The following is a 22,223-nucleotide window of genomic DNA, read 5'->3' as shown; positions in this document are numbered from 1 at the left end:
AAGTAAAACTTAAAATATCTTATATTACTTATATGGTTTAAAAAAACTTTGCGAGATTACTTTACTCGATTTTAAATTTTAATATCTGTAAACAAAAGCATTAATGTTCATTCCTGCACCAACTGAAGCAAAAATAAGAACGTCGCCTTTGTTGATTTCGTGGTTTTCAATTTTTCCTTGTAAAATCAAATCGAATAAAGTAGGAACCGTTGCAACACTGCTGTTTCCTAAATCGTGAATGCTCATTGGCATAATATCTTTTGGAGGCGTTTTATCGTAAAGTTTGTAGAAACGTTCGATAATCGCTTCGTCCATTTTTTCGTTTGCTTGGTGAATCAAGATTTTTTTTACTTCGTCAATTGAAATGCCGCTTTTATCTAAACAGCTTTTCATAGCGCACGGAACATTGCTTAGCGCAAATTCGTAGATTTTACGACCGTACATTTTGATGTATTTAATGTCTGGGTCTAAATCTGGATTATATGATTTTCCGAAGAAAAGATAATTCGCTTCATCATTGGCAAAAGTGGCACTTTCGTAAGATAATAATCCAGCATCGTCTGTTGAAGCTTCTAAGATTGAAACTCCGGCTCCATCAGAATAAATCATCGAATCACGATCGTGATCATCGACAACTCTTGATAAAGTTTCGGCACCAATTACCATCACTCTTTTTGCCATTCCAGATTTAATGAAAGCATTAGCTTGTAAAACACCTTCTATCCAGCCTGGACATCCAAAAAGAATATCATAAGCCACACATTTAGGATTTTTGATTCCTAATTTGTTTTTAACTCTTGTTGCTAAACTCGGTAAAACATCCGTTTGATGCGTTCCAGTCTTTACGTCACCAAAATTGTGAGCAAAAATAATGTAGTCTAAAGTTTCAGCATCAATTCCTGCGTTTGCGATTGCTTTTTGTGCAGCGAAAAATGCTAAGTCTGAAGCTGTGTATTGTGGTTCAGCGTAACGACGGTTTTGAATTCCGGTGATACCCTTGAATTTTTTAATCACAACTTCATTCGGATAACCAAAAGGAGTTCCATCTTCATTTAAAAAAACATGCTTGTCAAAATCTGTGTTTTTTACTTCTAAATTAGGAATATAACTCCCAATACCAATAATTTTTATTTTCATTTTTCCCGTAATTATCCGATAAATTTGATGCTAAAATAGAAATAAAATCATGATAACAATCATAAAAAATATTATGCATGCATATAATTATCAAATAACAGATTTTTTAATGATAAACTGATTATTTTCTAATGATTTTTTAATTTTTACGAGATTTCAAACGTTTGAGATTGATTTACGAGCCAATTTTTATTTTGCTGTTTTATTTTAAAATGTTACAGAAACAAGCGGAATCTGATAGAATGTTATAAAAAATGAAAACACTGTTTTTTTGTTTCAAGTTTCTGGTTTTACGTTATGTAGGCAACTTGAAATTGAAATAAAAACAAAACCCGACAAATTCTTAAAATCTGTCGGGTTTGAAATATGTAAAGAAAACTATTTCTTAGTTCTCCATGTAAGCTTCAATAGGAGCACAGCTACAAACTAAATTTCTGTCACCGTAAGCATCGTCAACACGACGAACAGATGGCCAGAATTTATTTTCAGCGATGTAATCTAATGGATACGCTGCTTTTTCTCTAGTATAAGGGAAATCCCAAGCATCTGTAGTTAACATTGCTAATGTATGAGGTGCATTTTTCAATACGTTGTTTGTGTCATCAGCTGTTGCCGCTTCGATCTCTTTTCTGATTGAGATAAGTGCATCACAAAAACGATCTAATTCTGCTAAATCTTCAGATTCTGTTGGCTCGATCATTAAAGTTCCAGCAACTGGGAAAGAAACCGTTGGAGCGTGGAAACCGTAATCCATTAAACGTTTTGCGATATCACCAACTTCGATTCCGTTTTCTTTAAATGCACGGCAATCTAAAATCATTTCGTGAGCTGCTCTTCCACATTCTCCAGTATAAAGAATTGGGTAGTGACCTTCGAAACGTGATTTCATATAGTTTGCATTCAAGATCGCGTGCTCAGTTGCACTTTTTAATCCTTCAGCTCCCATCATAGTGATGTATCCGTAAGAAATTAAACAAACTAAAGCAGATCCGTAAGGTGCAGATGAAATAGCTGTAATCGCTTGCTCACCACCAACTTTTAAGATTGGGTTTGTTGGTAAAAATGGAACTAATTTTTCGTTCACACAAATTGGTCCAACTCCAGGTCCACCACCACCGTGAGGAATAGCGAAAGTTTTGTGTAAGTTTAAGTGACAAACGTCAGCACCAATTGTAGCAGGATTTGTTAATCCAACTTGCGCGTTCATGTTTGCACCATCCATATATACTAATCCACCGTTATCGTGGATTAATTTTGTGATTTCGATAATTGAAGATTCGAAAACTCCGTGAGTAGAAGGATACGTTACCATTAAACAAGACAAATCATCTTTGTGTTCAATCGCTTTTTCTCTTAAATCTTCTACGTCAATATTTCCTTCTGGAGTCGTTTTCGTAACAATGATTTTCATTCCGGCCATCGCTGCTGAAGCAGGGTTTGTTCCGTGAGCTGATGAAGGAATCAAACATACATTACGGTGACCTTCGTTTCTTGACATATGGTAAGCACGAATTGCCATTAATCCAGCATATTCTCCTTGTGCTCCAGAGTTTGGCTGTAAAGTTGTTCCAGCAAAACCTGTAATTACATTTAATTGCTGCTCTAATTTTTTCAACATTGTAAGGTAACCTTCAACTTGGTCAACTGGTGCAAACGGGTGAATGCTGTTCCAGTTTGGCATTGATAAAGGCAACATTTCAGAAGCTGCGTTTAATTTCATTGTACAAGAACCTAACGAAATCATCGAGTGATTCAATGATAAATCTTTACGCTCTAATTTTTTGATGTAACGCATCAGTTGGCTTTCTGAATGATGATTGTTGAAAACATCATGCGTTAAGAAAGAAGATGTTCTTTCTAACGAAGCTGGTAATTGACTAGCCTCAGTTAATTCAGAAACCGAAACGGTTTCTTTTCCTAAAGCTTCAGCAAAAATCGCAACGATTTGGTTGATATCTGCAACGGAAGTTGTTTCGTTTAATGAAATCGAAACTGATTCAGCATCAGGATAGAAGAAGTTTACTTTGTTTTTCTCTGCTACCGCTTTTACTTTTTGAGCGTCTGCTTTTACTAAAATAGTATCAAAGTAAGCCGAGTTAACTTGAGAAACTCCAATTTTATTTAAAGCCTCAGCAGTAGTAACCGCCGATGCATGAACTTTGTTTGCAATATATTTTAAACCTTCTGGTCCGTGATAAACGGCGTACATTCCAGCCATAACTGCCAATAAAACTTGAGCAGTACAAATGTTTGAAGTCGCTTTTTCACGTTTGATGTGTTGCTCACGAGTTCCTAAAGCCATACGTAAAGCGCGGTTTCCGTTCACATCAATCGAAACTCCTATGATACGACCTGGCATAGATCTTTTGTATTCTTCTTTAGTTGCAAAAAATGCAGCGTGAGGACCACCGTAACCCATTGGTACACCAAAACGTTGTGAAGTTCCAACTACAACAGCAGCTCCCATTTCTCCTGGAGAAGTCAAAGTCGCTAATGATAAAATGTCGGCAGCAAAAGCTACTTTAATTTCGTTTTCTTTTGCTTTAGCAACAAAAGCGCTATAGTCGTATACCTGACCATATTTTCCTGGGTATTGTAAAATAGCTCCGAAGAATTCATTTGAAAAATCAAATGTTTCGTGGTTTCCAACAACTAATTCAATTCCAACTGGAGTTGAACGTGTTTGAAGTACAGATAAAGTTTGCGGTAAAATTTCTTCAGAAACGAAGAATTTGTTTGTATTGTTTTTCTTTTGATCACGAGTACGAACGTCAAATAATAACGCCATAGCTTCTGCAGCTGCAGTACCTTCATCAAGTAAAGATGCGTTTGCTATTTCCATTCCAGTTAACTCGATAACCATAGTTTGGAAATTCAAAATAGCTTCTAGACGACCTTGAGCAATTTCTGCCTGATAAGGAGTATATGCCGTATACCATCCTGGATTTTCGAAGATATTTCTTTGAATTGGAGCAGGAACAATAGTTGGATGATAACCCAAACCAATATATGATTTAAATGTTCTATTTTTCTTCCCTAAGTCACGAATATGATTTGCATATTCGAATTCTGTCATTGCAGGATCTAAATTCAACGGTGCTTTTAAACGAATATCGTCCGGAAGGGTTTCGTAAACAAGTCGCTCGATTGAGTCAACTCCAATAGTTTTCAGCATGTGCTGAAGATCAGTTTCTCTTGGACCAATGTGTCTTAAAGCAAAAGCATCTGTTTTCATGTAGCTATCTAAATTTTTTAAATTAATGTGTTCGTGCACCATTTTTGACATACGAATCACATTTAAAAGTAAATGTGTTGTTTTTTTGTGGCGCAAAATTAAGTATTATTAATAATTTAATGGGTATTTTTAACTTCATTTTTTATCAAATTTCTAACTAATGATATGATTTGTTAATAAATGATTAGATTTGAGATATGAAACTTCTAAAACAAATTTTCGATTTTTATTTAAACAGCAGTATTCACGTGGCTTTGTCGTGTTATGCTTTGGTGCGAATTACATTTCATGTATTTCATATTCAGTATGATGAGCCAATGGCGCTTTTTGTTTTTTTCGGAACAATTGTAGGATATAATTTCGTAAAATATGACGCGCTTGTTCGCGTAAAGAAAAATCCAATAGGAACTCAGTTGAAAATTATTGCCGTTTTGAGTTTCATTTCGGTCGTTTTAGTCGGTTATTATTTTTTCCATCTCAAGAGAATTACACAAATTGTCTCCGTCGGAATTTTTGCTATAACAGCACTTTATACTTTGCCGTTTTTTCCAAATAGAAAAAATGCCCGAAATTGGGCGGGAGTAAAAATTTATATCGTGGCGCTTTGCTGGGTTGGTGCGACTTTGGTTTTGCCTTTAATAAATGCCGAACTTCCCTCTACAGTAGATTTTTTTATAAAATGCATTCAGCGTTTCATTTTGGTTTTTGTGCTGATTTTGGTTTTTGAAATTTTAGATTTAGCCAACGATGATCCGCACTTGCAAACCGTTCCGCAGACAATCGGAGTGAAGAAAACAAAACTTTTAGGATTTTCATTATTGATTCCGTTTTGGTTTCTAGAGATTTTTGTTTCAACATTTAATATTCACGATGCCATTATAAACTTGATAATGGTTGTGATGTTAATGTTGTTTATTGCTTTTGCCAATACGAATCGTTCCAAATATTATACTTCTTTTTGGGTAGAAGCTGTGCCAATTTTTTGGTGGCTGATGGTGGTTTTTCTTTAGCGATAAAATTATTTTGGGCGTGCCCCTCCGGGTCGTCCCGATAGCTATCGGGATTCGGCTATATCTTTTATTCCGCTCCGCTTCATAAAAGGATACCGCCTCAATCCCTCACGCAAATCGGAAAGTGAGAAAGTATCATTTTCAAAAGAAATTAAACAGAATATTTGAAGAAACATAGCCAATGGTTTCTACCATTGAGACGCTTTTGTTTTGTTTTTCACAAGGATTTTGATGACGTTTCCCAAGGTTGAAACCATTGACTATGTTTGAAATAGATTGTTTGAAAAATTGAATTTTTATTTGATTTTTTTGAATTGCCTCCAGCTTTAGCTGGAGGTTAAAGAGATGCTTTCAATCTGGCTTTAGCCAAAACATTAGATTAAATTTCTTCTCCAGCTAAAGCTGGAGGCAATTCGTTATTCTTTTCTGAAACTTCTTTCAAAACCTTATTCCTTTCCAAAAGAAAATTAGTCAAATGTTTTTCAAGAAATAAAATGTCAAATAATTCTCCGAAGATTCCAAACGGAGTTTCATATTGCAATTTATCTTTCATGATGGTTATTCCATTTTCTTCTTCGAAAAAATGCTCATGTTTGAAAGATTTGAATTTGCCATCTTTCATTTCATCCACAAAATAATCATAAAGATTCATTTCAGTTATTCTGCTTTTATGAGTGAGATAAAAACCAAAATGTTTGCCACGCCAAGTTACAGTTTCGTTCAAATTAATTAAACCTGAAGTTACTCCCGCAATTGCTTTTTCTTTTGATTTACTCGCAGATTGTTGATGAATATCGATGTTTCTTGATGTATCAAAAACGGTTTTTATTGGAGCGTTTATTTTGGTAATTAGGTTTATTGTTGTCATGATTGATGAAGTTTTTAAAAAAGAGGGTTAAATTAAATCTTCAAATGTCTCATCAATATTCCCAAACTTAAATCGAAACCCATTTTCCAAAAGCCGTTTCGGAATCACATTCCTACTTTTTAAAACCAACTCGGTTTCAGTTCGAATAAAAAAAGAACCAATTTCCAGAAAAAATGTATTCAAAGGAATTCCGAAAGGAAAACCAATCGCTTTTCTAAGTTTTTGCATAAAATCAGCATTTCGAATTGGTTCAGGAGAAACGACATTGATAAGGGCCGAAATTTCTTTTTCAATTATAAAATCAATTGCATTCGCAAAATCTTCTTCGTGAATCCAACTTATGAATTGATTGCCGTTTCCTTGTTTTCCTCCAAAACCAATTTTTGCCAAAGTCTTTAACGGAATCAAAGCGCCTCCATTTTTTCCTAAAACGATCGATGTTCGTAAAGCGGTTTTCAAAGTTTTTGGTGTTTCAGTCTTAAAGAATGCCTTTTCCCAAGATAAAGCAACATTGATAGAAAAATCATTTCCGATTTCGCCGTTGACTTCATCCATTTGTTTGTCTAAAGAAAAGCGGTAAATAGTTGCTGTTGAAGAATTAAGCCAATGTTTTGGTGGATTTACGCAATTTAAAATTGCTTTATTCAAAACTTTGGTACTGTCAATTCTAGACCATAGAATCTTCTTTTTGTTTTCTTTAGTATAACGACAATCCACCGATTTTCCTGCAAGATTAATTAAAATCGTTGCGTTTTCTAATTCCTTTTCCCAACCAGAAAATGTTTTGGCATTCCAGTTTACGTATTTAATTCTGTCTTCCGTTTTTGATTTTCCACGAGTTAGAATCACGATTTCATCAAATCTATTTTTGAAATGATTTACTAAAACTTGTCCGAGAAATCCAGTTCCTGCAGCGATAATAAGTTTTGTCATTTGTGTAATTTTTTTTCCGCCACGAATTCACAAATTTTTTAAATTTTCAATTCGTGAATTGCTTCGCCCGTTCGCTATCGCTCGGGTCGTGGCGAATAATTATTTAATTTAAAATTAAAAACAGAGCAATAATTCTATACAAAATCCAAGTGAAAGATAAATAAAAAGGAAGTTTTAAAAGTTTCACTCTTCTAAAATGTTCCAAAAACATAATGAATACCGTTACTCCAAACCAGCCTAAAATGATCATCTGTGGAAGTTGAACAAACTGACTTAAAAGTAAAATCGGTGTCAAAATCAAACTTCCCATTAAAGAAATCGTCATTAAATTTCCTGTGTAATTAATAACAGTTTGTTTGTCCAATTTTAAAAGAAACAAAGCTTGAAAAACAATTTGTCCAAATGCTAAAATAAGTTCTCTCGTAATAGAGCTTTTTGGAAAATTCAAAATCAAATTAGAATAACCGTATAAAACGAAAGTTGTTATAGTTAAAGCAAATCCAATAAATAGAAAACGATATTTATAATTGAAATCTGGCGTGCATTGCAATTTGTTTTCTTCTTTTACGCTTCCAGGAATAATGACTTTTCTATTATAAGAAACAAAAGAATATAGCTTTTTGAGAATGAAATGAATCGGTTTTATAGTTGCCACTTTTTCAATTAATGGAAAAGAAAAACCGATCACTTTTATCAAACTATCAATTCCGTAAATTACAGTTTGTGTTTTATTGTCGATTAAAGCAATTTCGTTTGGAGCGCGCTGTAAGTCGACAAAATTTTGCTCTTTTTCAGATAATTGGCAATAAGATTTTCTTCCATTTTCATCCAACATACCGCTTTTTACAAATCCAGTAGTGTACAAACTGCAAAGCGGACAATCTTCATCATAAAGCAAAGTTTGGTTTTCGAGCGTTTTCATAATTTTAGGTTTTCAGGTTGATTAACTCTAAGCGTATAATTCCTCTTCAACTGGAATTTGTTGAAGTTTTCGTTTATTCTTCACTGTAATTTTTGATCCTTTTGCTAAGAACACAGAAGTCGGTTTTTGATTTTGGAGAAATCTAAAATTGCTTCCATAAGTTTCTTCAAAATCAATATCAACTTTATGGTTTAGTACTTCAAATTGTTCCCATCGCGGATGCGTTACTTCGTATTCAAAAGTGTTTTCTTCATCAATTTTTGTATATCCAAAATAATGTTCGGTTATAAATTCAGCTTCAGAATCCATTTCGATTTGACTCAAATCTTTTTTGGTTTCAATTTGAATCTTATTCCATTTTTTATCCTTTTTCCATTGATAAATGAAAGTGTTTGTATTGCTATTTTCAACAATTTCATGTTTCATTTTTTGAGCTTCATAATGTTCCTGATACAAAGTATTCGCAATAAAAGCGATGGCTTTTTTCGGAACAATTTCTTTAATAAAAACAACACCACGTTTCCATTCTCCGTTTTCAAAACGTTTGACATAAAATCTCAAATTCACTTCTTCAAAATTGACATGAAATGGAATTTTCAATCCTAAAACTTTGGTGTTTTTGAACATAAAACCAACTAAACTCACATAACATTTGCCGTTCCAAATATCAATCTCAGTTCCAGCGGGAACATATTTTTTTAAAACCTCAGGATCAACTTCATAATTGAATAAGGCTAAATTTTTCCATTCTGCTTTTAAGAAGTTCATGATTATTTTTTTTGATAAATGATTAAAGAAAGATATACAGCAAGTATTAAAGGAATTGGAAACAGGATATAAGTTATAAAGTCGTTATAATCGATAAGGCCATTTATAAACCAAAGTCCAAAGAAGAATGCAACTCCAGAAATATAAGTTTGCAGATTTCTATCTTTAGGAGTGTCAACAATCATTTTAACCCCGATGCAAAATTGGAGAAAGCCCGTAATCATAGTAGATAAAGCTGCAAAAAGTAAGGCGCCTTCTTCAAAAATAGGCCAGGTAATGAGAATTGCAATGGGAAGTCCAATAGCAAATGTGTTGATGTATTTTATGGTTTTCATAGTTATTGTTTGTTTTAAACTTTCAGAAAAAAATGAAAGTTTGGATTAAATTTTTTTATTTCATCATTTTTAAGAACAATTTTCCAAGCCAATTATCATTAAATTCGGTCATTTTGTCTAGCATATTATCGGCTTTTAAAACGAAGTCGTACAATTTAGAAGTTTGATCAACAAAGTGTTTTTCTTCTGCAGATTCACTAGCTTCAATAGTCGAAACTTCTTTTAAGATTTTAAGAGCAGGTTTGATTTCTCTTTTGCTTCTTTCTCTCGAAATTTTAACTGCTAATTCGTCCAAATCTTTTTCTGCCGTGAAAAACTCTCTTCTTTCGCCAGCTTTGAATTCTTTGTAAACAATTCCCCAATCCATAAGAGCTCTTATGTTCATGCTTGCGTTTCCACGAGAAATTTGCAATTCTTCCATAATGTCTTCCATAGAAACAGGTTCGTTTGAAACCATTAATAAAGCGTGAATTTGCGCCATGGTTTTATTAATGCCCCATTGAGAACCTAATGCTCCCCAAGTTTGAACGAATTTATTTTTTGCTTCTCTGAATTCCATGAAACAAATGTATGTAAAAGTTTTTAAACTTTCAAAAATAATTGAAACTTTATTTAAACGACTTATAAAGTTATGTTAACTAACCCTCGAAATTTTAGATTAGATGATGATGCAGCTATTTTTGTAAAAATCACTTTTTATGGAATTATACTACACTTTTTCGGTGCTTATTGTATTAGCATCTTTCTTCGCCTATTTGAATTTACGATTTTTAAAACTTCCAGGAACTATCGGAATCATGATTATTGCCATGCTAGTTTCTGTCGGAATTCGACTTTTGGGAGACTCTTATTTTCCTGCAACCACCAAACATTTTTTTGATTTAATCAAACAATTTGATTTCAACGAAATTTTAATGGGAGCAATGTTGAATTTTTTATTGTTTGCGGGTGCACTGCACGTAAACATCTCGGATCTGAAAGAACAAAAAGTGCCAATTATGATTTATTCTACGATAAGTGTTGTTTTATCAGCCTTGATAATTTCGATGCTTCTTTTTTATATAGCACCACTTTTAGGAATAAAAATCCCTTATATATTTTGTCTCGTTTTTGGAACCTTGATTTCTCCAACTGATCCGATCGTGGTTTTAGGAGTTTTAAAAGAAGCTAAAGTTCCGAAAAGAATCGAAACCAAAATTGTTGGTGAATCACTTTTTAATGATGGAGTAGCAGTAGTAATGTTTGCTGTTGTACTAAAAATGGCAACCGATCCAACTTTTGATGTCAGTTTTAATTCTATTGCATGGCTTTTCGCGAAAGAAGGAATTGGTGGACTTTTATTAGGAGCCGTGTTCGGATTTACGGCTTCAAGAGTTATGAAGAAAATCGACGATTATAAAGTTTCGGTTTTAATCACACTTTCAATTGTAACAGGTGGATTTTTGGTTGCTCAGGCATTACATGTTTCTAGTCCGCTAGCAATGGTTGTTGCGGGATTGATTATTGGAAATTATGGTAAAAAAGTTGCCATGAGCGAAGTTACAAAAGACTACTTAGGAAAGTTTTGGGAACTTATTGATGAAATCTTAAATGCTGTTTTATTTCTTTTTATTGGTTTTGAATTGTTGTTGCTTCCAGACCTGAACAAGCAATTGCTGACAGGTTTTGTAGCGATTTTTATCGTGCTATTTTCAAGATTAACTTCAATAGTTTTACCATGGAAATTCTTTGATATCTTTAAATTCTTCGGAATCAAATCGGCTTACAATAAAGGATCTTTGATGGTTTTAGTTTGGGGAGGAATTCGCGGTGGAGTTTCTATTGCTTTAGTACTTTCGATGCCAGAAAGCGAATATAAAAATTTGTTGCTTGAGGTAACTTATATTGTTGTTTTATTCTCGATTGTCGTTCAAGGATTAACCGTTGGAAAATTGGCGAAGAGAGTTTTAGAGAAAGAGTAAAGGCTTAATAGAAACAAGAGCCAAGAAGAAAGATTTCTATGCTTTGTCTTGAAGTTATAACTAAAAACCCTGCAGGTTCTCTTGCAGGGTTTTATTTTTATCGCTTATCATCTTTAGAATAATTAGATACCCCATTTATATCAATTTCACCACCTAAAAAATGAGGTTCACGATTTCTCAAAACATCAAAAAAAGATTTACATCTTGAAAGACATTCTCTAAATTGAACATAATTGTAACCCAAATATTGTCCCTTATTTGCAGAAAATCCAACCGATTTTACTCCCAATTTATTTCCGATATAAATCGCTCGGTTTAAATGGTATTTCTGCGAAATTAAAGTGGCTCTTTTTATTTTGAAAATATGTTTTGCACGATACATAGTCGAATATGTATCAAAGCCGGCGTAATCAATAAAAATCTTTGTAGTGTCAACACCTTGATTAAAACAGTAATTTTTCATAACCGTTAATTCATCATATTCTTGACGACCGTTATCTCCCGAAAGTAAAATTTTATTGATGCGTTTTGTTTTCCAAAGCATAATTCCAGCATCAAGACGATCCTTTAAATATTTGCTTGGCTGATTTCCGTTGATTCCGGCGCCAAAAATAATTCCGACATCATTCTTAGGGAACTTCTTCGCTGAATAATAAATCTTCGTTTTAGTGGAAGAGGTTACGTAATAATTGATAGAAACAATTGCAACCAATGCAATAATGGAAAGATAGAGTGCTATTTTAAAATATTTTTTCAAAATGTATTTTTGTAAGATAAAGATTTAAAAACGCTAAGATAGTTAGACAAAATCAAATAAAAAAACCGAAGCAAAAGCCTCGGTTTCTAAAATATCTAATTTTCTAAGAAGTCTAAGAAAGTCTACAACAATCCCGCTCTTTTCAACAAAGCCTCAGGTTTTGGTTCCTGACCTCTGAAACGTTTGTATAAAGTCATAGGATGTTCTGTTCCTCCTTTAGAAAGTACATTGTCTTTGAATTTTTTTGCTATTTCTTCATTGAAAATTCCGTTTTCATGGAAATATTCAAAAGCATCAGCATCTAGAACTTCCGCCCATTTGTAGCTGTAATATCCAGAAGAATAACCACCTTGGAAAATATGAGAAAAAGCAGTACTCATTGCGTTTTCTTTTACATCTGGATACAATTGAGTATTTGCAAATTGTTCCGTTTCGAAAGTTTTTAAATCTGTAATATTCGTTGGATCTTGTCCGTGCCAAGCCATATCCAACAATCCGAAACTTAATTGACGCAATGTTGCTAAACCTTCTTGGAAACTCGCACTTTCTTTAATTTTCTGAACATACTCAATCGGAATAATTTCTCCCGTTTCGTAGTGATTTGCAAATAAAGCCAAAGCTTCTGGCTCGTAACACCAATTCTCCATAATCTGACTTGGCAATTCTACGAAATCCCAATACACAGAAGTTCCAGATAAACTTGGATAAACCGTATCAGCTAACATTCCGTGTAACCCGTGACCGAATTCGTGGAATAAAGTTGTTACTTCATTAAAAGTCAATAATGAAGGTTTTGTTTCCGTTGGTTTTGTGAAATTGCAAACGTTCGAAATATGCGGTCTTTCGTTTACGCCGTCTTTTACATATTGTGATTTGAATGAAGTCATCCAGGCACCATTTCTTTTTCCTTTTCTTGGGAAGAAATCGGCGTAGAAAATCGAAACTAAACCATTTTTAGCATCGCGAACTTCATAAGTTGTTACTTCTTCGTGGTATTTATCGATGTCAAAAACTTCGGTAAACGTTAAGTCGTATAGTTTTTTAGCAACTGTGAAAGCGCCATCTAAAACTTTTTCTAATTGAAAATATGGTTTTAGTTTTTCATCATCTAAATTAAAAAGCTGTTGTTTTAATTTTTCTGAATAATAAGCGCCATCCCATTTTTCCAATTGCTCGATTCCGTCTAATTCTTTCGCGAAAGCGGTTAACTCAGCAAACTCTTTTTGAGCGGCAGGTTTTGCTTTTGCTAATAAATCATTTAAAAAAGAGAAAACTTTTTCTGGACTTTCCGCCATTCTTTCTTCCAAAACAAAATGAGCATGTGTTTTATAGCCTAATAAATTCGCTCTTTCATGACGCAATTTGGCAATCTTTAAAACATTTTCTTGATTGTCAAATTCGTTGTTTTGAAAACCTTTTGCTCCAAAAGCAATTGCCATTTTTTTACGCAATTCACGATTATCAGCATAAGTCAAAAACGGAACATAACTTGGATAATCTAAAGTGAAAATCCAGCCTTCTTTTTCTTGGGCTTTCGCCAATGAACGAGCAGCCTCGATTGTGCCTTCTGGCAAACCTGAAAGATCTTTTTCGTCCGTCAAGTGCATTTCGAAAGTATTGGTTTCAGCCAAAACATTTTCGCCAAATTTCAAACTCAATGTAGATAATTCTTTGTCGATTTCTCTTAATTGATTTTTCTTGTCTTCTGGCAAATTCGCTCCGTTTCTAGAAAAGCTTTTGTATTTTTTATCTAATAAAGTTGTTTGCTCTGGGTTGAGGTTCAAACTTTCTTTGTGATCGTAAACGGCTTTTACTCGTGCAAACAATTCAGCATTCAAACGAATGTCATTTCCAAATTCTGAAAGCCAAGGCGAAACTTCCTGAGCAATTTTCTGCATTTCGTCATTCGTTTCAGCCGAATTCAAATTGAAGAAAACGCTAGAAAGACGATCTAAAATATCACCAGAATAGTCCATCGCTACAATTGTGTTTTCAAAAGTCGGCGCGTCTGGATTATTTACAATCGCATCAATTTCGGCTTTGGCCAAAGCAATTCCTTCCTGAAAAGCTGGAACGTAATCTTCGATTTTAATTTGCGAAAAAGGTGCGGTGTTATGTTTGGTATTGAAATATTGTGTTAATACGCTCATTTTAAAATATAATGTTTAAAAATATAAATTAGAAATCATAGTTTGAATTGCTCCAAATTCTGAAAATTATTCCAAAAACGAAGTAATTCTAGATTGTTGTTTTCGATTCGGTAAAAAAGTGAAATGTGTTTGGTGATGACAATTTTGTAAACGCTTTTGTAATTCGTTTTGATGAATAAAACATTGTCATTTTGTAAAAGTGCAATTGTGGTATTTACTTTTTCAATAAAATTAAAAGCTACTTTTTCAGACCATTCTGCTTCTAAATAATCAATGTTGTTCCAAAAGTCTTTTTTAGCTTGTGGAGCCCAAATTACATTCATTATTTAAAATATTTAGAATAACGATTTCTGGTTTCCTCCATTACTACATCATGTTGGATTCCTTCATTATTTTCTAAAGAATAAATGGCATCGTTAATTTTACTTTTCTGTTCTTCTGAAAGGTTTTCTTTTGATTGGATAAAATCAACTATTTCCTGAATCAGGTCAGGATTATCAATGTCTAAAACAATTTTAGCCAATTCTATTTTAGAAGTTTGAATGTTCATTTCGCTTTTTCCTCAAAGTTAAGTTTTTCTTTGAGAATTTTTTATAAGGAATAGTTAATAATTCTGAGATGAATTATTTCGCAAAGTTTCGCAAAGAAAAAACACAGAGATTCACAAAATTTTGTGTACCTCTGTGCTTCTCTGTGAAATTAATTTTTACTTCTTTAAACCTTCAGCCGCTTTATTTACCGTCGCTTTCAATTCTTCTTTATAAGCAATAATCGTATCCAAAACTTTTTTGTCATGGCTTCCGATGATTTGCGCTGCTAAAATTCCCGCATTTTTTGCTCCGTTCAAAGCTACCGTTGCAACAGGAACGCCGCCTGGCATTTGTAAAATAGATAAAACAGAATCCCAACCATCAATTGAGTTGCTTGATTTTACCGGAACTCCAATTACAGGAAGGGGAGACATTGAAGCCACCATTCCTGGTAAATGCGCCGCACCACCCGCGCCGGCAATAATTACCGAAATACCGCGATTGTGTGCATTTTTACTGAAATCAAATAATTTCTCCGGCGTTCTGTGTGCCGAAACGATATCTACTTCAACTTCAACATCAAATTGTTTTAATATGTCAATTGCATCTTGCATAACTGGCATGTCTGAGATGCTTCCCATTATAATAGCTACTTTGCTCATGTTTTTATTTTTGTTTCAAGTTTTAAGTTTCAGGTTTCAAGTTGTTGCTGAGGCTTAAAATATATTTTGTTATTAACTGTAAACTGCTACTGTGACTAAAAGCTAATCACTAATTACTATTGACTAATCACTCGAATAGTATTCTTAACTTCCTGTGCAATTCTTCTTGCTTCGGCCATGTTTTCGTTTACGATGGTTACGTGACCCATTTTTCTGAAAGGGCGCGTTTGTTTTTTTCCGTAAATATGTGGCGTAACGCCGTTCCATCCTAAAATAGTTTCGATGTTTTCATACACGACATTTCCAGAATAACCTTCGGCACCAACTAAATTGACCATAATTCCGGCCACTTTGCTGTCTGTATTTCCTAATGGAAGATCTAAAATAGCACGTAAATGATTTTCGAATTGTGAAGTATAACTTGCTTCGATAGAATAATGTCCAGAATTGTGCGGGCGAGGAGCCACTTCGTTAACCAAAATTTCGTCGTCTTGCGTTTGGAACATTTCAACTGCTAAAAGTCCAACGTGATTGAAGTTTTCAGAAACTTTCAAAGCAATTGCTCTGGCTTTTTCTGCAACTTTATCATCGATTCTTGCTGGGCAGATTACGTATTCCACTTGGTTGGCTTCTGGGTGAAATTCCATTTCTACAACCGGATAGGTCTTAATTTCTCCTGATGGATTTCTGCAAACAATTACAGCCAATTCATTTTTGAACGGAACCATAGTTTCTGCAATGCATTCCACATTTGGAAGCGTATCTAAATCTGAGACTTGGCGAACTATTTTTACACCATTTCCATCATAACCAAATTCAGTGCATTTCCATACAAATGGCATTGCAACATCGCTCGATGTAACAGCAGATTTTAGATTTTCTAAATTTTCGAATCTTTTATATGGTGCAGTTGGGATATTATTCTGAGCGTAAAAGTCTTTTTGAACACCTTTATTCTGAATTCCTTTTAAGGTTTTTGGAGATGGATATACTTTTAAGCCTTCGTTTTCTAGTTGTGTTAAAGCTTCAAGGTTTACCAATTCGATTTCGAAAGTCAAAACATCGACTTGTTTTCCGAAGTTGTAAACCGTATCATAATCCATTAAATCGCCTTGAAAGAATTTGTTGCAGGCAATTTTGCTAGGCGCTTCGTCGCTTGGATCTAGAACGTAAGTTTGTATATCAAATTTTCTGGTATCGAACAAAAGCATCTTGCCTAATTGTCCGCCACCTAATATTCCTAATTTAAAATCAGAAGAAAAATAATTCATTTTGCGTTGTGTTTTTGCAAAGATACTTTTTAATCTTTTTTTAGCCAAAAATTCGTTGTGCGCTAGTTTTTTTTCGCCACGACTCGAGCGATAGTGACTGGCGAAGCAATTCACGAATTTTTTCTTCCCCACTTGTGTGTAAAAATATAATTCGTGGCTAATAAACCTATTTTATTTTCTTCAAGACTTCTTTTGCGACGGCTTTGTAAGCTGCAGAATGATCTCCAAAATCTTTATCAATGATTATTTTTAGTTCCGGATGAATCCAATCGTAATGATTTCCTAAAATATATAAAGTTCTAATGGAATAGGCTTTTGTCGCGACTTTGGTATCATTAATAAGCCAATCAAAAGAAGCTTCAATGCAATCTTGAAGATTTTCTTCGGAGAGTTTTATGCTGTTTTCGTTTTTTTTATAATGTGATTTTATTAGAAGCTGAGCAACTTTCGCAATCGGGCGAAGCGAGCTTTCATCTTTTAAAATTTTCAAATTCGAACAGAAAAAATCAAGATGTGGCTGTAGCCAAAGCAATTCTTCGTAAGAAACAAATTCTAAAATCCAGCAGGCTTTATGATTGTTTTTGTCCGAAGGCGTAAAGCATATCGAAACTAATTCGCCGAAAAGTTTAGGGTTTTCTAAAATATACTGTGCTGCTTTTAGACGATTTTCTCTATAAGCATTTACGTAATCCAGTTTCTTTTGCAGTTCAGAAAGCATATTTTGAAATTAAATTCTATGCTAAAATAAGTAATTTAATGAGATAATTCCGTAATAGTTTATAGGTAAACCTGGATAATAGAATCTAGGTTGCGCGTTTCCAACGCCAGTTGCATTGGTTAAAATCATTGACGCATATTTTTCATTTGTCACATTATTTATTCCTGCGTCAACATGTGCTTTCAATCCTGATAAGATTTCAAATTGATATCCTGTTTTTAAATTTAGCAGAGAATAAGAATCTGAAAAGTCCTTATTTGAATCATTCATCGGAATTTTATCTGTGAACTGGAAATCGGCTGAAAAATAGAAACCCGAATTCGTATTGAAATTAAAACCTGCGCTAGCCGTATTGGCAGGAACTCCAGTTAATTTATTTCCAGAATAATCATTTCCGTTATCGACAAATTCTTTGAATTCATAATTCCCGATGGAAGTTCCAGCATAAGAATTCAGATTAAAAGTTCGATTGATGGTCCAATTGTGTTTCAAGAAAATTTCGATTCCTTCATGAAAGGTTTTTCCAGCATTTACGCCTTCATATTGATCATCACCAATTCTTTTGGCAACCAATAAATCTTTAATTTCCATTCGGTAAACCGCAATTTCGGCATATAATTTTTTACTTAAAAGATGAAGTTTGCTTCCCAATTCAAAATTATAACCCGTTTCAGGTTTTATGTCTTGATTAATATTTCCGGTGCTCGTTAAAGTTTCTTCAGTCGCGGGAAGAGAAAATCCTCGGCTTGTAGAAAAGTAGAAAGTATGAATTTCATTTGGCTTGAACAAAAAAGAAAGTTGTGGCGAAAAAATACCATCATAACTATAATGTTCCGTCGGATTATTCGCGGAAGCGGGAAAATCATTCTGAAGTTCAAATTTGGTTTTGTTGTAATTTAAACCTGCTTGAATCTCAAATTGGTCAGAAAGCAACGTTCTGATTTGCGAAAAAACATTATAAAAATGCCTTTTTTGATTGGTTGCCGAAAGTTGATTTCCTTGCAAACTTCCGTTTCCATTATTTTGCTGATATAAATTCTGAAAAGTATTGCCGCTGTAATTGTCTGCGAAATATTCAATTCCGCTAATAAATTGATTGTTGATTTTCCCGATTTTAAAATCTCCCGAAAACTGCGTTCGTGCGCCCGAAGCAAAAGTGTATTGACGTAAAATATCAAAAGGACGAGGTTCGTTGCTGTCTTTATAATTAATGAAAACTGAAGTCGAATTATTCAGATGATCATTAATTTTAAAATCATAAGCCAATCCGCCTAAAGTCGATTTGTATTCTTTAAAACCTTGTGACGCAACCCAAGTCGGCGCGCCCGCTTGCGGATTATTTTCGTAAGTCGTTTTGTTAATCGAACTCGGAATGTAAGCTTTCAAATACGTATAATTGGAGAAATAAGTCAGTTTGCTATTTTTCTTTCGAAACAATTCTCCGTCAAGCGTAATTCCTTCCCGATTGTACGCGCTGTTTTGACGCCATCCATCTGTCTTTAAATTGTGATAACTTAGGTTTAGAGAAGCATTTTTTTCATTCAAATCAAAACTTATTCGGTTTTTCAATAATCCAAACGAACCAAAAACAGAACTGACTTCAGCTTGATAATTGTGGCTTTTTAAAGATTGAGGCGAAATCAAAATCGCTCCACCCAAACCAGCGCCGTAAACACTAGAAAGAGGCCCCTTTATAATTTCAATTTGATTGATATTTTGAAGATCAATATCGTCAATTACCGTTTCGCTGTTTCCAGAAGTTAGGGGAATGCTTCCGTAAAAAGCTCTAATTTTATTGGTTCCATATGGAGTTCTCGCGCCAATGCCGCGAATCGAAATTCGGGTTGTCGTAATATTTGACGATTGCATAAAAACACCAGGAATCGTATTGATGACATTGCTGATGTCTGTAGTATTATTTCGAAGTAATTCTTTTTCGGATAAAATGCCAATCGAAGCCGGACTGTTCTGCAAATCCCGATTAATGTGAAGCGGACTAATTAAAACTTCATTCAGTTTTTGCGTTTTAACCGAATCAATATTTTGGACTTCTTTTTCTTGTGCCGTCATGTTTTGCAAAACGATCAATGCAAAAAGAAGAAGAAAATATTTTTTAGAAATCATAAAAGTGTGGAATTAAAGGCGCATTATTTTAACACATAGAAACATAGGATTAATTGCTTTAAAAAAGGCATTTCACTTGTTTTCACACATAGAAACTATGTGTGAAAACAAGTTTTCCTTAAGACAACTTTTAATATGAAAAAAAACTATGTTTCTATGTGTTTGGTTTTTTTAGGATTGTAGTTTGGAATTTAAAAGATTGGGATTTATTTATTCGCAGTAACCTTCCAAATCGTATTCCCACTATCATCATTTACTAATAAAGATCCATCGTTCATAACGGTTACCGCAACCGGACGTCCGTATACTTCTGCTTTTTCATCATTCGAAATAAAACCAGTTAAAAAATCTTCTGGTTTTCCTGAAGGTTTTCCATCTTTAAAAGGAACGAACAACACTTTATAACCTGAAATATTAGAACGATTCCAAGAGCCATGCTGTCCTACAAAAGCACCGTTTTTATATTTCGCAGGAAAAGCATCTTTCGTATAAAAAGCCAATCCTAAAGAAGCAGTGTGTGGCCCAACAGGAACGTCAGGAACAATGGTTTTTTTGACCAAATCTTTAGGTCCGTTTTTCCATCTTGGATCTGGAATACTTCCGAAATAAGAATACGGCCATCCATAAAAACCGCCTCTTTTTACACTTGTAATGTAATCTGGAACCAAGTCATCACCAAGTTCATCTCTTTCATTAACTGCAGTCCAAAGTTCTTTTTTATTGGCAGGATTCCAATCCATTCCCATTGGATTTCTTAATCCTTCGGCGTAAATTTTTTCACCTGTTCCATCAGGATTGATTTCTAAAATTGCGGCGCGACGAATTTCTTTGTCCATTCCGTTTTCGCCAACGTTGCTCCCTGAACCAACTCCAATATAAATTTTTGTTCCTTCAGGATTAGCTAGCAAACTTCTTGTCCAGTGATTGTTGTAGCCACCCGCCGGAAGCTCAACAATTTTTGTTCCTTGAGTTTCTAATTTTAATGGTGCATTTTTATATGGATAACGGTAAAGCCCATCAGTATTTGCAACATAAAAAAAGTCTTTTAGAATTAACATTCCTAAAGGTCTGTTGAGACCGCTCAGGAAAACTTCACGAGTTTCAAATACGCCGTCTTTGTCTTTATCGCGTAAAACAATAATTTGGTTTTTACTCGTTCTAGTGCCACTTTCGACAACAAAAATATCATTGTTTGGACCAATATAACTCCAACGCGGATTGCTAAATCCGTCAGCAAATTTGGTAACCGTAAAACCTTCAGGCGCAATCGGCGTTTTTCCTTCTGGCCAGCCCAAAACTTTGCTGTTTTTTGTTTTCGATTCTGTTGCATAGGGTGGTGGCAAGGTAATGTTGCCTATAGCAGTTTTTACAACATTTGCAGGTTGTTTAGATAGTGCTTCTTTTTCTTCTTTGCTTACTTGTCCGTGACACGCAGTAAGGATCAAAAAAGCCGAAAAAATTTGTATCGTGGTTTTCATTTGGGTCTATATTAAAGTTTAGAAGGCCACAATTTACTAAAATTAAAAAGTTTTTTTCCGAAAAGATGTGCTTAATGTGCTTAAAAATGCTCAGACAGTTTATTTTGATATTTAGAGTTAAGTTGTAATTCTGTATCTTTGTCCATTATTTTAAAAAGAAAAATAATGATACAACTTCACGATAAACAATTTGTTCCGTTTATTTCGGCTAAAGAAATTGATTTTGCTTTAACCAAATTAGTGGCTCAGGTAGAAGATGATTTTGGAGATGATACTCCAATTTTTATTGGAGTTTTGAACGGTGCCTTTATGGTAGTGGCCGATTTTCTGAAAAAATATAAAAAGCCATGCGAGGTTTCATTTATCAAAATGGCATCTTATGAAGGTACAGAAAGTACAAATGCGGTTAAAGAATTAATTGGAATTAATCAGGATTTGTCAGGTAGAACCGTTGTCATTATTGAAGATATTGTCGATACCGGAAATACGATCGAAGAATTAAAGCATTTGTTCAAAGCACAAAATGTAAAACATTTTAAAGTGGCAACATTGTTCTTTAAGCCAGAAGCGTATAAAAAAGACATGAAAATAGATTATATCGGAATCAGAATTCCGAATAAATTTATTGTTGGTTACGGATTAGATTACGACGGTTTAGGAAGAAACCTTACCGAAGTTTACAAATTGGCAGAATAATTAAAAACAAACACAACTAAATATTCATTTTAAACTTCTAAAAATAAAGAAGTCACAACACGCACATTCATTATGATTAACATCGTTTTATTTGGAAAGCCGGGAGCAGGAAAAGGAACTCAGGCAGAATTTTTAAAAGAAAAATACAATTTAACACACCTTTCAACAGGAGATATTTTTCGTTTCAATTTAAAAAATGATACTGAACTAGGTAAAAAAGCAAGAGTTTTTATGGACAATGGAGAATTAGTTCCTTGTGAAGTAACAACTGCAATGTTAATTGATGAAGTAAAAAAACACCCAGATACAGCAGGATTTTTATTCGACGGTTATCCAAGAACTATCAATCAGGCTGAGGCTTTGGATAAATTTTTGCCAACAATCGGGTCTAGCGTAACGGCAACAATCGCTTTAGAAGCGGATGACGAAATTTTGGTAAAACGTTTGTTGGAAAGAGGAAAAACAAGCGGAAGAGCTGACGATCAAGACGAAGAAAAAATTCGTGTAAGATACCAAGAATACAATGAGAAAACAGCTCCTCTTATTGGATATTATAAAGAACAAGGTAAGTTTCATGCTGTAGACGGTATTGGAACTATCGAACAAATTACAGAGCGATTAACGTCAGTTATAGATAATTTGTAGAAGCTTATTCCAGCTGTACGTTT

General features: G+C 34.1%; 21 protein-coding genes. 4 read left to right on the top strand and 17 right to left on the bottom strand.

The window, feature by feature from the left end:
- Positions 1 to 78 precede the first annotated feature (78 nt).
- Both AAYQ19_RS15410 and gcvP read right to left on the bottom strand, forming a co-directional pair.
- Positions 79 to 1,137 carry a 3-oxoacyl-ACP synthase III family protein gene (locus AAYQ19_RS15410; protein ID WP_343537444.1) on the bottom strand — a complete coding sequence of 353 codons (1,059 nt, stop codon included), beginning with the start codon at positions 1,135 to 1,137 and terminating at the stop codon, positions 79 to 81.
- Between the two features lie 385 nt (positions 1,138 to 1,522).
- Positions 1,523 to 4,372 carry an aminomethyl-transferring glycine dehydrogenase gene (gcvP, locus tag AAYQ19_RS15405; RefSeq protein ID WP_343537515.1) on the bottom strand — a complete coding sequence of 950 codons (2,850 nt, stop codon included), beginning with the start codon at positions 4,370 to 4,372 and terminating at the stop codon, positions 1,523 to 1,525.
- A 197-nt stretch (positions 4,373 to 4,569) separates the two neighbouring features.
- Here gcvP and AAYQ19_RS15400 point away from each other — a divergent pair, with 197 nt between their 5' ends.
- Complete coding sequence (locus AAYQ19_RS15400) at positions 4,570 to 5,382, top strand: UbiA prenyltransferase family protein (RefSeq protein ID WP_343537442.1); 813 nt, start codon at positions 4,570 to 4,572, stop codon at positions 5,380 to 5,382.
- A gap of 379 nt (positions 5,383 to 5,761) precedes the next feature.
- Here the strand turns inward: AAYQ19_RS15400 and AAYQ19_RS15395 are convergent, their stop codons facing one another.
- The 6 genes from AAYQ19_RS15395 to AAYQ19_RS15370 form a co-directional block, all read right to left on the bottom strand.
- A complete protein-coding gene (locus tag AAYQ19_RS15395) occupies positions 5,762 to 6,250 on the bottom strand; it encodes an SRPBCC family protein (RefSeq protein ID WP_343537440.1) in 489 nt (162 codons plus the stop codon).
- A gap of 27 nt (positions 6,251 to 6,277) precedes the next feature.
- Positions 6,278 to 7,183 carry a TIGR01777 family oxidoreductase gene (locus AAYQ19_RS15390; protein ID WP_343537439.1) on the bottom strand — a complete coding sequence of 302 codons (906 nt, stop codon included), beginning with the start codon at positions 7,181 to 7,183 and terminating at the stop codon, positions 6,278 to 6,280.
- Between the two features lie 103 nt (positions 7,184 to 7,286).
- Positions 7,287 to 8,105, bottom strand: a complete 819-nt coding sequence (locus AAYQ19_RS15385; protein ID WP_343537437.1) for a thiol-disulfide oxidoreductase DCC family protein — start codon at positions 8,103 to 8,105, stop codon at positions 7,287 to 7,289.
- A 27-nt stretch (positions 8,106 to 8,132) separates the two neighbouring features.
- Positions 8,133 to 8,873, bottom strand: a complete 741-nt coding sequence (locus tag AAYQ19_RS15380) for a YqjF family protein (RefSeq protein WP_343537435.1) — start codon at positions 8,871 to 8,873, stop codon at positions 8,133 to 8,135.
- 2 nt (positions 8,874 to 8,875) lie between these two features.
- Positions 8,876 to 9,208, bottom strand: a complete 333-nt coding sequence (locus AAYQ19_RS15375) for a hypothetical protein (protein WP_343537433.1) — start codon at positions 9,206 to 9,208, stop codon at positions 8,876 to 8,878.
- 55 nt (positions 9,209 to 9,263) lie between these two features.
- The gene (locus AAYQ19_RS15370) at positions 9,264 to 9,767 is read right to left on the bottom strand and encodes a GbsR/MarR family transcriptional regulator (protein WP_343537431.1); all 504 of its coding nucleotides are present in this window, start codon (positions 9,765 to 9,767) and stop codon (positions 9,264 to 9,266) included.
- Between the two features lie 139 nt (positions 9,768 to 9,906).
- On the opposite strand from AAYQ19_RS15370, the gene AAYQ19_RS15365 reads away from it, so the two are divergent.
- Entirely contained in the window at positions 9,907 to 11,169 is a 1,263-nt protein-coding gene (locus AAYQ19_RS15365) for a cation:proton antiporter (RefSeq protein WP_343537429.1), read from the top strand.
- A 97-nt stretch (positions 11,170 to 11,266) separates the two neighbouring features.
- Here AAYQ19_RS15365 and AAYQ19_RS15360 read toward each other — a convergent pair whose 3' ends face one another.
- The 9 genes from AAYQ19_RS15360 to AAYQ19_RS15320 all read right to left on the bottom strand — a co-directional run bounded on the left by AAYQ19_RS15360 (position 11,267) and on the right by AAYQ19_RS15320 (position 20,859).
- A complete protein-coding gene (locus tag AAYQ19_RS15360) occupies positions 11,267 to 11,926 on the bottom strand; it encodes a SanA/YdcF family protein (RefSeq protein ID WP_343537427.1) in 660 nt (219 codons plus the stop codon).
- Between the two features lie 122 nt (positions 11,927 to 12,048).
- Complete coding sequence (locus AAYQ19_RS15355; RefSeq protein ID WP_343537425.1) at positions 12,049 to 14,076, bottom strand: M3 family metallopeptidase; 2,028 nt, start codon at positions 14,074 to 14,076, stop codon at positions 12,049 to 12,051.
- Positions 14,077 to 14,111: 35 nt separating this feature from the next.
- The gene (locus tag AAYQ19_RS15350; RefSeq protein ID WP_343537423.1) at positions 14,112 to 14,399 is read right to left on the bottom strand and encodes a type II toxin-antitoxin system RelE/ParE family toxin; all 288 of its coding nucleotides are present in this window, start codon (positions 14,397 to 14,399) and stop codon (positions 14,112 to 14,114) included.
- Positions 14,399 to 14,626: a hypothetical protein gene (locus tag AAYQ19_RS15345; protein WP_343537421.1), complete on the bottom strand. Its 228-nt coding sequence runs from the start codon at positions 14,624 to 14,626 to the stop codon at positions 14,399 to 14,401. Before AAYQ19_RS15345 ends, AAYQ19_RS15350 begins: the two co-directional genes overlap by 1 nt.
- A 156-nt stretch (positions 14,627 to 14,782) precedes the next feature.
- Complete coding sequence (gene purE, locus AAYQ19_RS15340; protein WP_343537419.1) at positions 14,783 to 15,268, bottom strand: 5-(carboxyamino)imidazole ribonucleotide mutase; 486 nt, start codon at positions 15,266 to 15,268, stop codon at positions 14,783 to 14,785.
- A gap of 116 nt (positions 15,269 to 15,384) precedes the next feature.
- Positions 15,385 to 16,539, bottom strand: a complete 1,155-nt coding sequence (locus AAYQ19_RS15335) for a 5-(carboxyamino)imidazole ribonucleotide synthase (RefSeq protein WP_343537417.1) — start codon at positions 16,537 to 16,539, stop codon at positions 15,385 to 15,387.
- A 166-nt stretch (positions 16,540 to 16,705) separates the two neighbouring features.
- A complete protein-coding gene (locus AAYQ19_RS15330; protein ID WP_343537416.1) occupies positions 16,706 to 17,257 on the bottom strand; it encodes a HEAT-like fold family protein in 552 nt (183 codons plus the stop codon).
- 21 nt (positions 17,258 to 17,278) lie between these two features.
- The gene (locus AAYQ19_RS15325) at positions 17,279 to 19,381 is read right to left on the bottom strand and encodes a TonB-dependent receptor (protein ID WP_343537414.1); all 2,103 of its coding nucleotides are present in this window, start codon (positions 19,379 to 19,381) and stop codon (positions 17,279 to 17,281) included.
- 206 nt (positions 19,382 to 19,587) lie between these two features.
- Positions 19,588 to 20,859 carry a PQQ-dependent sugar dehydrogenase gene (locus tag AAYQ19_RS15320; protein ID WP_343537412.1) on the bottom strand — a complete coding sequence of 424 codons (1,272 nt, stop codon included), beginning with the start codon at positions 20,857 to 20,859 and terminating at the stop codon, positions 19,588 to 19,590.
- Between the two features lie 165 nt (positions 20,860 to 21,024).
- Between AAYQ19_RS15320 and hpt the strand changes: the two genes are divergently transcribed.
- Together hpt and AAYQ19_RS15310 are read left to right on the top strand one after the other, a co-directional pair.
- Positions 21,025 to 21,555: a hypoxanthine phosphoribosyltransferase gene (gene hpt, locus AAYQ19_RS15315; RefSeq protein ID WP_343537410.1), complete on the top strand. Its 531-nt coding sequence runs from the start codon at positions 21,025 to 21,027 to the stop codon at positions 21,553 to 21,555.
- Between the two features lie 72 nt (positions 21,556 to 21,627).
- Complete coding sequence (locus tag AAYQ19_RS15310; RefSeq protein WP_144338078.1) at positions 21,628 to 22,200, top strand: adenylate kinase; 573 nt, start codon at positions 21,628 to 21,630, stop codon at positions 22,198 to 22,200.
- The last annotated feature ends 23 nt before the right edge of the window (positions 22,201 to 22,223 follow it).

The organism is Flavobacterium mesophilum (assembly GCF_039581405.1).
Taxonomy (GTDB): domain Bacteria; phylum Bacteroidota; class Bacteroidia; order Flavobacteriales; family Flavobacteriaceae; genus Flavobacterium.
This window is presented reverse-complemented; position numbering and strand designations above follow the sequence as displayed.